Raw genomic sequence first — 12,380 nt, 5'->3', positions numbered from 1 at the left:
GTCTCTAGTCTAGGGTTCCCTTGTTAATTGCGCCTTGCAAACGAATGTATTCTTTATCCCTTTGGGGCATGCCGTCGACCACTAAATCGTATGAATCCTCGATGAGCTCGCCCATCAGTTGCGGGTCGAGTCCTGCACGAACCGAATTCCAGTGCTTCTTATTCATGTGATAGCCCGCGGTGATCTGCGGATGCTCGCTGCGCTGCTGGTCTGCCAGAGCCGGTTCGCATTTCAGGTTCAGCACTAATTCGCCTTGCAGGTGCATGAGCAGCCCAAATATTTTGCCTTTGCCCGGATCACTGCCCGCCACTTTGAATACGGTGCTGTCAGGGCCGAAGGGGTAATCGGCGTAAGCGCACGGCATGCGCAGGCACAGCTGCGCCCACGCATTTTCCAATTCTTCTTGCCCAGCTGTTGTTGCCATCAATGCCTCACTAGCGAAATGGGTACTCGATCTTGGGGCAGGTATCCATCACTACGTCCAGTCCCGCATCCTTGGCCCGTCGGGCGGCAGCTTCGTCAATGACGCCCAGCTGCAACCACACCGCCTTCGCTCCTACGGCAATGGCTTGGTCAACGATGTCTCCCACCTTGGAAGAGTTCACGAAGCAATCCACCACGTCAATGGGGCCTGGAATGTCAGCAAGCTTCGCGAAGCCCGGTTCGCCCATTACAGTTTCCGCGCCTAACGACACGGGAATAATCTGCATCGACAGTTCATCACGCAGGAAACGGGCGATGGACGGAGCTACGCGAGCTGGGTTGTTGGTCAGCCCGACAACCGCCCAGCGTCCAGGCGTGCTCAACAGCCTGCGGATTGTTGCCGAATTATTTACGTGCTGCGTGTCCATGCACGACACCATACCGCGTTGCTGGCACTTTTGGCGTCCAGGTACTGAAGTACGTCCAATTGGCAGGAACCGCTCACACCGCTGGCCTTCCAAGCGTTCGGAATTCACTGCTGCAGCTGAACCGCTTTCCCAGTGGCTGCCGCGCTGTTCTGCGAGAACGCCCCGCGGTGCTTAGCCGCCGGATGATGGGCGGGCAGGTAATCGCCACGGCCAAAGACCTTCTGGCGCAGGCTGCCCTCTGCATATCCACTTTGGGCCAGGCCACGGCGGCGCAGTTCGGGCAGCACTCCTTCAATGAAGTTGTCGTAGGAGCCGGGAAGAACATGATTCATCACGTTCAGGCCATCGATACCAGCATCCTGCCAGCGTTCGAGCTCATCGACAATTTGTTCCGGGGTCCCCGAAATCTGCTGTGCCTTGGCGCGGTAGTAGGCCAAGTCGCGCAGGGTCGGATTGCCGCCGGGTACCGAAGCCCGGGCTGCTTCAAGTACTCCCTGCGCACCCTCGGTCTGGATCTGGCCGATCGGGGTATCCAGATCCAGTCCGCCCAGATCCACTCCGATACCGCCGCCGATGTGCGCGATGATGGCGTCCAAGTCCAGGTACTCTTCGTATTCGGCTTCCAATGCCTTGGCTTCAGCTTCGGTGGAACCGATGAGGAAGGACAAGCCGGCAAAGACCTTGATGTCATCGCGGCCGCGTCCGGCAGCAGCCAGGTGCTCGATCAGCTGGGCATTTTTCTTCGCCACGTACTGTGCGTGCGGGGCAAAGAGGAAGGTCGCCTCGGCGTGAGTGGCCGCGAACTGCGAACCGCGTGCCGACGAACCAGCCTGGAACAGGAACGGGGTGCGCTGGGCACTTGGCAGTGCCAGGTGCGGACCGTCAATGGAGTAGTAGTCGCCGCGGTGGTTGATTTTGTTGACCTTGGCCGGATCTGCGTAGATTCCGGAAATCTTGTCGGCCAGCAAGGCATCCTCTTCCCAGGAGCCCTCCCACAGCTTGTAGGCGGCGTCCACGTATTCTTCGGCCCAACCGTAGCGGTCATCATGCCCGACCAGTTCTTTCCCGCCGAAATTGCGGTGCGCATTTTCCAGTACGCTGGTGACGATATTCCAGGCCACACGCCCCTGCGAGAGATGATCCAGGGTGGAGATCTGCCGGGCAAACTGGAATGGATGGGATTGGATGACCGAGCTGGTCATCGCCAGGCCGATGTCCTTGGTGTTGGCGGCCAATGCCGAAAGCAGGACCAGCGGATCATGGCTGGGGACCTGCAGTCCCTTTCGTACGTGCGATGCCCAACCACCCTCATGCTCGCCGTAAAGGCCAACCACGTCAGCGAAGAACAGCGAATCGAACTTTGCATCCTCCAGCTTCTTGGCCAGGTCAACCCATAGGCCCAGTTCATGGAACCGATGCTGCTGCGCTTCGGGGTGGCGCCACATTCCGCCAAGGATATGGCTGGAGGTGTTCATCAAGAAGGCCGAAAGCAGCAAGCGCGGGCGTTCGTTGAAAGTACCCATGATTATTTTCCTGCCTTTGCTTCGCCGATCGAGTTCAATCCAGTAGGAATGGTGCCGTTGATGAAGTAGTCCCCCACCGAGCGTGCCTTGAAGGCCACCGGATTGTGGGTGGCCACCGTGCGGGCATTGCGCCAGAAGCGGTCCAGCGACTTGGTGGTCGAAATCGCAGAGGCCCCGGTGACGTCGAAGAGCTCGCTGGTGGCGTCCAGGACCAGCTTCGGCGTGGCCACGTGAGCTTGCTGGACGGCAAGCTCTGCGCGCAGGTAGGCCGCTTGCGGGTCCAAGCCCAGATCCTCGTCGAGCGCCGAATCCAGTTCCCGGGCTGCGGTGACCACGATGCTCTCTGCAGCGAAGACATTGGCCGCCAAACGGCCGACAAGTTCCTGGATCTGCACGTCATCCTTGAACAGCGCGCCGGAGCCGGTGTTGAAGGTTCGCGTGCGGTTGGCAACGATGCCTGCTGCGGCATTGCGGGCCCCCTTGCCGATACCTGCCAGTACGGCGAGCAGGCACAGCTGGAAGAAGGCAGGTTCGAGGGTGGAAGCTATCTTGCGTTGAATGATATTGGCTTCTTCCACCGCAACGTCAGTGAATATCGCGGTGCCGGTACCGGTCAGCGGCTGGCCGAAGCCATCCCAGTCGTCAAGGATCTCCACGCCCTCGGCATGGCGATCGACGATGGCGTATTGGCGCCCCTCAATCCCGTCGGTGGTCGCCATGACCACTACCCAATCGGCGAAGATCGAGCCAGTGGTGTAGTACTTCTCGCCGCGCAGCACCCAGCCTTGCCCGGTCTGGACCAGCTTGGTATTGGTGGTGCCAAGGGCATTGCCGCCACGCTCGGTCGCAGCGTTGCCGAAGATTTCCCCGGCAAGCACCCGCGGGAACCAGCGGTCCTGGAACTCTGCCGGCTGCAGGGAGATGGTTTCTACGAAGGAGAAGTGGCTGCGCAGCAGGTGCGCCACATTCGAGTCCGCCGCGGCCAGCTCAATCAGCAAGCGGAACAGATGCTCGTGGTTGATAGGCGAACCGCCATGGCTTTCTGGCACACGCAGCGTGGTGAAACCGGCATCCTTGAGCCACTGCACCTGCTCGAAAGGCAGGATGCGCTGCTGCTCGCGTTCACAGCTTCCTTCAGCAATTCTGGCAAAGACCGCTTGGAATCGCTCCAGAAGTTCCTGGTAGCGGCTTTCGATTGCGGGCGCGGCGATCATCGTCATGAGTTCTCCCTGCAGAACGTCGATACTTTGAGTAAAGGAGTCGGAAAATGTGGTGCCCCACAACGCCGAAGTTCAGCGTCGTGGGGCCAAGGGCCTACTTATTCCAGGTGGCGAAGTCCGCTTCGAGATCGCGGTCCCAAGGAGTGCCCAATGCACCGTCGAGGTAGCTCGCGTACCATTCGCGCACCTCATCGGAGTGGTAGGCCTCTTCCAGCGCCTTGCCCTTTTCGGTGTCCGTAAACCCTGGCTTTGCGCCGATGATGTTGATGTACGGGAGCGCTTCTTCTTCCTCTTCGAAGAGCAGTGCGTCCTTCGGGTTCAGTCCGATCTCGGCGCCGAGCCGGGCGAAAAGGAACCCGGCATCCACGTCAGGCAGGGTCTTTGAGAGCGACTGCTGATCTACCTCAACGAACTTGAAGCCCTTGGGGTTCTCCAGGATGTCGTTCTGCGACAAGTGAATCACGCTCTTGCCCTCAGCTACCTTCAGGACACCGGCCTTATCCAACAGGGCCAGAGCGCGTCCGTTGTTGGCGGTATCCACAGGCAGTGCGATGGTCGCACCGTTGGGCAGGTCCTTGATGTCGTCGTATTTCTTCGAGTACACGCCGGCAGGCGAGCTGTACATGTAGAAGGCCGGCTCCACGTCGACGTTCTGATCCTTCTTGAACTGTTCCAGGTAAGCGCCGTGCTGGAAGAAGTTGGCATCGTATTCGCCATTGGACACCACGTGGTTCGGCTGCACGATGTCGGTGACGTAGGTAGCCTCCAGAGTCCAGCCCTTTTCGGCCAGCAGCTTCTGTGCGATTTTGGTTGGTTCCTGCGATGGGGCCGATTCGGTGACAATAACCTTGATGGTCTTGTCACCGGTGCCGGCGGCCTGTCCACCTGCCAGGCCGCAAGAAGCCAGCGCGAGGAGTGCGGCGGAGCCGGCGGTGAAAGTTAGGAAGGTGCGGCGAGAGAATGCCATGGTGTTGTCCTTTACTGAAATGCGAGTTGAGCGGGTTTTGTGTTTAGCGCTTGTCAGCGGCGCGCGATAGCCGAGTTCCGACGAACTGAACTGCATGCACCAGCAGGATCATCAACACGATGGCTAGCAGCATGACTCCGGTTTCATAGCGGTAGTAGCCGTAGCGGATTGCGAAGTCGCCGATACCGCCTCCGCCGACCAGTCCGGCCATGGCCGAATACGAGATGAAGCTGACGGTCATGATGGTGATGGAAGACAGCAGTGCAGGCTTGGCTTCAATCAGCAGCACTTCACGGATGATCTGTCCCCGGGTGGCGCCCATGGCCTGCGCTGCTTCGACAACGCCATTGCCAAGCTGGCTGATGTTCTGCTCCACGAACCGGGCGAAATAGGGGATCGCGTTGATGGTCAGCGGAACGATAACCGCCGCGGTGCCAATGGTAGTTCCCACAACGAATCGGGTGAACGGGATGATGGCGATCAGCAGGATGAGGAATGGGAAGGAACGGATTGTATTGACCAGCCCGTCAACGATTCGGTGCAGTCGCGGACGTGGGCGCAAACCGTTGGGAGACATCGAGTAAAGCCAAATGCCCAGCGGGGTTCCCAGGAGAATCGCGATCGGGATGGAAACCAGCAGCATCGCAAAGGTCTGCGCCATGGCGACCCAGATTTCCGGGGCAAGTTCGATGATGCGGTCAAAACTGAAAGCTGCTGCGTTGCCGTTGCTCGTGGCTAGCACTACTGACGTGAAATTCATTGGTAATCCAGGTTCTCTATACGCGGGCTACGGTGGCAGCGACGGCTTGGTCCTGCTTTGGCTGGCGGTTAAGCGTGAGTTCGTCACTGATCAGGTAGCGGCCGATTGGCGTCACTGGTTCAAAGCCTGGTTCTCGCAACGAACTCAGGGCGAACTCTTCAACTACCGCTCCGTCTTCCATGACCGAAACCTTGTCGGCAATGGCCTTAATAACGTTCATCTCGTGGGTGACGATGACTGTGGTGATGCCAAGGCTGGCGTTGATGTCACTGAGGTATTGCAGCACCGACGTTGTCGTTCTAGGATCCACGGCACTGGTTGGCTCATCGCACAGCAGTACCTTGGGCTCGGTGACCAGCGCGCGGGCAATGGCGATGCGCTGTTTCTGGCCGCCCGAAAGCTGTCCTGGATAGGCGGCAGCCTTGTCAGCGAGGTCCACTATGGACAGCGCTTCCAGCGCACGTTCACGGCGTTGCTTTTTCGGAACACCAGCGAACTTCAGATTCAGCTCGACGTTCTGTTGCGCGGTGCGATTGTTCAGCAGGTTGAAGTGTTGGAAGATCATCCCGATCTCATGACGCTGCTTTCGCAGGTCTCCTTCACTGAGCCCGGTCAGTTCGACGCCATCCACGATGACCTGGCCCGACGTGGGACGCTGCAGCAAATTGATATTGCGCAATAGCGTTGACTTTCCCGCACCGGAAAATCCGATAATTCCATGGATGGTTCCGGCCTGGATTTCCAGCGAGACATCCTTGACGGCCGTGAATTGATCTTGGCCCTTGCCGAAGGCGGTCGTTACGTTTTCAAGACGAATCATCATCGCTCCCTTGGTGCTTGGTTATGCGGAGCGCACTTCGCGAAAATCATCTGCGTTCCACAGATTTTCCGTCGCGAAGTGAAAGTACTCCATCGGTTCTGGCTGTAGCACCGCTCCCTCTCGGGTGGTTGCTGCGACGTCGTTGAGCCAGATCTCTCAGTCGCTCTGGATGGTGTGCGTTCGGTTGTACGAGCCGAACAATTCAAGTCTGGAGTCCACGCCCGCAGGCCGGCAAACGTTACTTCAATCGGCGTCATCAAGTCATAGTCCGGACGGATCCACGCTGAAATCACGCAATAATCCACGTAGCAATCTGACACATTTCGCTACTTCCCCTCTTTGTGACGAAAGCCTTGCAGTTTCTGCCCATCTCTCGCTGGCTTGTGCCAGCAATCTTGGGTGGGGAATTCAGCGATGCCTACGGTGGTTGTAGCAGATGCAGACCAACGAGAGGACCCCATGAAGATCGCAATTACCGGTGCCACCGGACAGCTTGGAAATCTAGTCATCGACGCGCTGCTGGCGCGCGGGGCGAATGCCGCTGATCTGGTCGCCATTGGCCGCTCCGAGCAGAAGCTGGAACCGCTGGCAGGCAAAGGCCTGGAAACCCGTGTTGCCGATTACAACGCCCAGCCAACTCTCGTGTCCGCACTCGAAGGCATAGACAAGCTGCTGCTGATTTCGGCCAGCGAGGTGGGCCAGCGCGTTGCCCAGCATGAGAACGTCATCAATGCCGCCAAGCACGTGGATGTCTCGCTGATCGCCTACACCTCCATTGCCAACGCCCTGTCCGGCGGCATGAAGCTCGCCGAGGAGCACATCGCCACCGAACGGCTGCTGGCCGGATCCGGCATCGACTACGTGCTGTTGCGCAATGGATGGTACATCGAGAACTACACCGACCAGTTGATGGGCTACCTCAACAGCGGCACGGTGCTCGGTGCCGCCGGCGACGGCAAGATCAGCGCTGCCGCCCGTGCAGACTATGCGGATGCCGCTGCGGCCGTGCTGCTTTCCGAGGAAGACCAGAACGGCAGGATCTACGAGCTGGGCAGCGACAAGCCATTCACCCTCGCCCAGCTTGCTGGCGCGGTTGGCGCTGCCGCCGGCCAGGACATCGCCTACCAGGAAATGGATCCCGGGCAACTGGAAAAGATCTACGCTGATGCCGGCGTCCCCGGACCGTTCGCGCACATCCTCGTCGATACCGACATGCGCATTCGAGAAGGAGCGCTGGAGGTGGACTCCGGGGAGCTGGCTCAGCTGATCGGCCGCGCCCCGGCTTCCTTGGGCAAAGTCATCAAGGACAATCTGGACAAGTAGCCCAGGTGTACTAGGGTTCCAGCGGGCAGGCACTGGCGGCGATCGAGGCCGCGGTGCCTGCCCGCCGCTTTAACGCGTCACAACCCGGAATATTCGCGCGGCAATGCCGAAATTGCCGCGCAAACCCATGGTGCTGCATGTCACAACCGCGTGGCGAGTTCCCGCTCCCGTAAATTTGCGCATACTTCATCCCCACCTGCAGAGGAGATCAAAGCATGCCACGAGTACGTTTAAGATCAGTTGCCTGCGCGGCAGCCATCGCCTTGGGCCTGGGAGCTTTCTCAGCGCTTCCGGCGAGCGCCGAACCACGGCACACCCAGAAGGACCCGACCGCCATCGGCACTGGAGGCGCAGTCTCGTCGGTTGATCCGGAAGCCACGGCTGCCGGCATCGAAATCCTGCGCAAGGGAGGCAACGCCGTCGATGCGGCTGTGGCAACCGCGGCGGCACTGGGCGTCACCGAACCCTATAGCGCAGGCATTGGCGGCGGCGGATACTTCATGCACTACGATGCGAAGTCGGGCAAGGTCAGCACCATCGACGGCCGCGAAACCGCCCCGGCAGGCATTGGGCATGATGCCTTCATCGATCCTGGAACCGGCGAGCCGTATAACTTCACCCCGGACCTGGTCACCAGTGGTGTGGCCGTAGGCGTGCCCGGGACAGTGGCCACCTGGCAGCGCGCACTGGATAATTGGGGTTCGCAGAACCTGAAACAGGTTCTGCGGCCGGCGACCCAGATCGCTTCACGCGGCTTTGTCATCGACGAGACGTTCCGCGAGCAGACCCTGGACAACAAGGAACGGTTCGCCGCGTTCACCTCCACGAGCGAATTGTTCCTGCCCGGCGGAGATGCTCCGGAAGTCGGGAGCATTTTCAAGAATCCGGATCTCGCACACACCTACCGGATGCTGGCCAAGCAAGGCATTGATGGATTCTATGAGGGCGAACTGGCTGCCGACATCGCCCAAACGGTACAGGCGCCGCCAAAGAGCGAAGACACCACCCTCCCGGTTCCCGCAGGGCAGCTGGGCACCGCCGACCTGGCCGGCTACGAAGTGGTGGAGCAGGCACCGACAAAGGTGAACTACCGGGGCTACGACGTCTTCGGCATGGCTCCTTCTTCCAGTGGCGGAACGACCATCGGCGAATCGCTGAACATTCTGGGCGAATTCGATTTGCCAGCCATGGAAGAACCCGATGCCTTGCATCATTATTTCGAGGCAACTGCGCTCGCCTACGCTGATCGCGGCAAGTACGTCGGCGACCCCGCGTTCACCAGCGTCCCGACCCGGACCTTGACGGACAAGTTATTCGGCGCGGATCGTGCCTGCGCCATTGATCCGGATCAGGCCGCAACGAAGCCGGTCGCTCCGGGCAACCTTGAAAACTATGATGGCCAATGCCCTGCGGCTACCAGCGAACCGGTAGTGGAGCAGGATACGGAGAACATCTCCACCACCCATCTGTCGGTCGTGGACCGTTGGGGCAATGCCGTTTCCTACACGTTGACCATCGAGCAGACCGGCGGCTCGGGTATGGTGGTCCCCGATCGCGGTTTCCTGCTGAACAACGAGCTGACCGATTTCTCCACGGTGTACGACCCGCAGGATCCGAACCGCATTGAACCTGGCAAGCGCCCGCGTTCCTCGATGGCTCCGACCATTGTCCTGCAGGACGGCGAGCCGGTGCTGGCCATCGGCTCCCCCGGTGGTTCAACCATCATCACCACGGTGCTGCAGACCCTGGTGAACCGCATTGATCTGGGCATGGATATCAGCGAAGCCATCGCCGCTCCACGTGCTTCCCAGCGCAATACGGCAGTGGTCACCGCGGAACCGGAGTTCATCCAAGCCCATGGTTCGGCGCTCGAAGCCTTCGGGCACAAGCTCGCGCCAGCTGGGGATTCCTTCACTCCGCAGGCGGAAATCGGGGCGGTTGAAGCGGTGGAAATCGCTGCCGACGGCACACTCACCGCCGCGGCCGAGCCCACGAGGCGCGGCGGCGGTTCAGCCATGGTGCTGCAGCCAACCGAATAGGCCCGCAGGCAGACGGCGGCCCCCGGCAACTTCATTCGAAGGTGCCGGGGGCCGCTGTCTGCTGCGCTAGCAGGCGATGCGCCTAGGCCTGCGCGGCCATCCGGTTGGAGATCTTGTACCGGGCTGCGCGGTGGGTGTCCTTCACGCGGTCGCCGGCGCCGAACATCTTGTGGCGCAGCGAGCCCTCGGTGTATTCGGTCTTGTAGACCCCGCGCGCCTGCAGCTCGGGAACCACGTACTCGACGATGTCCTCGAAGGTGCCCGGAGTGACAGCATAGGCGAGGTTGAAGCCGTCCACGTCAGTGTAGTCCACCCAGTCGATGAGCTTCTCGGCTACCTCGGCGCCGGAACCAACGGAGACCGGGCCGAATCCGCCCACGCCGATCCATTCGGCCAGCTGGCGGATGGTCCACGGCTTGCCGGTATCGCCGCTGGCCTTCTTGAAGGTTTCCACCGAGGACTGGATGGCGTTGGACTTCACGTCGTCGCCGATGACATCGTCGGGACCGTAGACGGACATGTCGATGCCGGTCCAGCCGGACAGCAGTGCCAGCGACCCCTCGATATCCACGTAGGAGCTGTAGTCCTGGAACTTCGCCTGGGCCAGTTCGGTGGTTTCGGCGGTAATGATGGTCTGCATGGCGAAGACCTTGATGTCGTAGCGGCCACGCCCGGCGGCCTCGGCAGCGTCACGGATCTTGCTGACCGCTTCCTTCAGCAGGTCGCGGGTGGGGCAATTGACGAAGATCGCTTCGGCGTTCGACGCGGCGAACTCGGTGCCGCGCTTGGAGGCGCCGGCCTGGTAGATCACCGGGGTGCGCTGGGTGGACGGCTCGGTGATGGCGATGCCCGGGACCTTGAAGTACTTGCCCTCGTGCTCGATCGGGTGCACCTTGGCCGGGTCGGTGTAGACGCCGGTGGCCTTGTTGTTCTGCACCGCGTCGTCTTCCCACGAGCCTTCGAGCAGCTTGTAGACCACCTCGAGGTACTCATCGGCGTGGTTGTAGCGCTCGTCGTGCTCCATCTGGTCTTCCTGGCCCATATTGCGGGCCGCCGATGGCAGGTAGCCGGTGACGACGTTCCAGCCCACGCGGCCGTTGGTCAGGTGGTCCAAGGTGGCCAAGCGGCGGGCGAAAGCGTACGGGTGCTCATAGGCGGTACCTGCGGTGACGCCGAAGCCGAGGTTCTGGGTCACAGCGGCCATGGCGGAAACCAGCATCATCGGGTCGTTGACCGGTGCCTGCGCGCCGGAGCCCAGCGGGGTCACGTTGGTGCCCTTGTACACGTCGTAGGTGCCCAGCACGTCAGCAAGGAACAGCCCGTCGAACTTCCCCTTTTCCAGCACCTTGGCCAGGTGGGTCCAGTAGCCCAGGGTGTTGTAGGTCGAGGCCTTGTCCTGCGGATGGCGCCACAGGCCCGGCGACTGGTGCACCACGCAGTTCATGTCGAATGCGTTGAATAAGATCTCGCGCTTGTTCTCGCTCATGGCTTTGCCCCCATAGGTCGGTAATCGTGGAAAGTTGCTGGTTTGCGTCGCAGGCCCTCAAGCCCGCTGGGTTGAATCTTCGCCGGTGACGGACAGCCGCTGCGGCTGGACACCGTTGATCTCGTAGTCCCCGACGATGCGCGCCTTGTAGATCGCCGGGTTATGCGTGGCGATGGTGCGCGCATTGCGCCAGTGCCGGTCCAGGTTGCAGCCGCTTCTGGTGGACGAGGCTCCCAGTCCGTCGAAGAGCTTGCTGGTCACGCCGATGGCCAGTGGCTGCACCACGGTTTGCGCGCGGTTGGCGGCCAGCTCGCATACTGCGTAGCGTTCTTCGTCGTTCAGTCCCGGGTCGCCCAAGGCGGCTTCAACTTCGAGTACCGCGCCGATCACCACGGAGTCGGCAGCGAAGGACTCCGCGGAAACTTCGCCCACCAGCTGGAGGACCTGGGGTTCCTGGTATACCGGCACCCCGGTTCCGGTGGTGAAGATGCGGGTGCGCGCCTGCACCGCGCTACGCAGGTCGTTCAGCGCGGCGCGGGCGATGCCGGCCTGCACGGCCATGAGCACCAGCTGGAAGATCGCCGCTTCGGAGTCATTGGTCTGCTGCGGCATGAAGCAATCCACCGGGACCTGGTGGAATTCGGTGGTGCCGGTTCCGGTGAGCCCCTGGCCGAATCCATCCCAGTCGTCGAGGATCTTGACGCCGCTGCGCTGGGTGGAGACCACGGCGATCTGGCGGCCGGCGAGCTCCGGGTGGGCCACGGCAACGGTGGTCCAGTCGGCAAAAATGGTGCCGGTGCAGTAGTACTTTTCACCGTCGATCACCCAGCGCCCGTCCACGGTGCTGGCCTTGGTGTTCAAGGTGCCCAGGGCGTTGCCACCGCGTTCGGTGTAGGCGTTGCCGATAATCTGCCCGGCAGCGATGCGAGCGACCCACTTCTTGCGCAGCTCTTCGTCCTCCAGCGCCAAGACGTTCTCGACGAATGCGACATGTGCACGCCACAGCTGGCCTACGTGGGAGTCCGCCTCGGACAGCTCGATGAGCAAGCGGAAGACATCCACCAGCCGTGCGCCGTAGCCCCCATCGGCAACGGAAAGGCGCAACGCACCGAACCGCTCGCGATTCAGCAGGCCTACCTGCTCGAAAGGAAGCACGCGGTTCAAGTCGCGGTCCTTGGCGGTTGCGGCGATCTGCGCAAAAACGGGACGGAAGATTTCGGCCAGCCGGTCGTATTGCTCATCCGCACTTGGTCCGGGGGTGATTTTCAGCAATTGCCTAGTCGGCAACTGTTCTTCAAACTTGTCCAGGCCCATTGCGGTGGCCTGCGAAGGGTCACTGAGCTGGTTGAAGTCCAGTCCGAGGGCATTGTGCGATTCACCAATAGGCATCA

11 protein-coding genes and 1 riboswitch are annotated in these 12,380 nt (G+C 61.0%); of the genes, 2 read left to right on the top strand and 9 right to left on the bottom strand.

Features of this window, described 5'->3' with window-relative positions; all coding sequences use genetic code 11:
* Window positions 1-4: 4 nt before the first annotated feature.
* The 7 genes from ACWICV_RS15565 to ACWICV_RS15535 all read right to left on the bottom strand — a co-directional run bounded on the left by ACWICV_RS15565 (window position 5) and on the right by ACWICV_RS15535 (window position 6,144).
* Complete coding sequence (locus ACWICV_RS15565; protein ID WP_105657964.1) at window positions 5-424, bottom strand: MmcQ/YjbR family DNA-binding protein; 420 nt, start codon at window positions 422-424, stop codon at window positions 5-7.
* Window positions 425-434: 10 nt separating this feature from the next.
* Window positions 435-851, bottom strand: coding sequence for a CoA-binding protein (locus ACWICV_RS15560; protein ID WP_332502855.1), 417 nt, complete (start codon window positions 849-851; stop codon window positions 435-437).
* A 104-nt stretch (window positions 852-955) separates the two neighbouring features.
* A complete protein-coding gene (locus tag ACWICV_RS15555) occupies window positions 956-2,374 on the bottom strand; it encodes an NtaA/DmoA family FMN-dependent monooxygenase (RefSeq protein WP_400291123.1) in 1,419 nt (472 codons plus the stop codon).
* Between the two features lie 2 nt (window positions 2,375-2,376).
* On the bottom strand, window positions 2,377-3,594 hold the full coding sequence (locus ACWICV_RS15550) for an acyl-CoA dehydrogenase family protein (protein ID WP_402473708.1): 1,218 nt from the start codon (window positions 3,592-3,594) through the stop codon (window positions 2,377-2,379).
* A 94-nt stretch (window positions 3,595-3,688) separates the two neighbouring features.
* Complete coding sequence (locus tag ACWICV_RS15545) at window positions 3,689-4,561, bottom strand: MetQ/NlpA family ABC transporter substrate-binding protein (protein ID WP_105657961.1); 873 nt, start codon at window positions 4,559-4,561, stop codon at window positions 3,689-3,691.
* A 43-nt stretch (window positions 4,562-4,604) separates the two neighbouring features.
* Window positions 4,605-5,321: a methionine ABC transporter permease gene (locus ACWICV_RS15540; RefSeq protein ID WP_105657960.1), complete on the bottom strand. Its 717-nt coding sequence runs from the start codon at window positions 5,319-5,321 to the stop codon at window positions 4,605-4,607.
* A gap of 16 nt (window positions 5,322-5,337) precedes the next feature.
* Window positions 5,338-6,144 (bottom strand): methionine ABC transporter ATP-binding protein, encoded by an 807-nt coding sequence (locus ACWICV_RS15535; protein WP_286134248.1) that lies wholly within the window; start codon window positions 6,142-6,144, stop codon window positions 5,338-5,340.
* An 83-nt stretch (window positions 6,145-6,227) separates the two neighbouring features.
* Window positions 6,228-6,317: riboswitch (SAM riboswitch) on the bottom strand.
* A 283-nt stretch (window positions 6,318-6,600) separates the two neighbouring features.
* Here ACWICV_RS15535 and ACWICV_RS15530 point away from each other — a divergent pair.
* On the top strand, window positions 6,601-7,464 hold the full coding sequence (locus ACWICV_RS15530; RefSeq protein WP_332498689.1) for an NAD(P)H-binding protein: 864 nt from the start codon (window positions 6,601-6,603) through the stop codon (window positions 7,462-7,464).
* Between the two features lie 215 nt (window positions 7,465-7,679).
* Window positions 7,680-9,503: a gamma-glutamyltransferase gene (gene ggt / locus ACWICV_RS15525; RefSeq protein WP_454091301.1), complete on the top strand. Its 1,824-nt coding sequence runs from the start codon at window positions 7,680-7,682 to the stop codon at window positions 9,501-9,503.
* A gap of 82 nt (window positions 9,504-9,585) precedes the next feature.
* Here the strand turns inward: ggt and ACWICV_RS15520 are convergent, their stop codons facing one another.
* Both ACWICV_RS15520 and ACWICV_RS15515 read right to left on the bottom strand, forming a co-directional pair.
* Window positions 9,586-10,989 carry an LLM class flavin-dependent oxidoreductase gene (locus ACWICV_RS15520; protein WP_400291118.1) on the bottom strand — a complete coding sequence of 468 codons (1,404 nt, stop codon included), beginning with the start codon at window positions 10,987-10,989 and terminating at the stop codon, window positions 9,586-9,588.
* 57 nt (window positions 10,990-11,046) lie between these two features.
* Window positions 11,047-12,378, bottom strand: a complete 1,332-nt coding sequence (locus ACWICV_RS15515; protein WP_400291116.1) for an acyl-CoA dehydrogenase family protein — start codon at window positions 12,376-12,378, stop codon at window positions 11,047-11,049.
* Window positions 12,379-12,380 lie beyond the last annotated feature (2 nt).

This window comes from Glutamicibacter sp. NPDC055354 (assembly GCF_053644955.1).
This window is presented reverse-complemented; position numbering and strand designations above follow the sequence as displayed.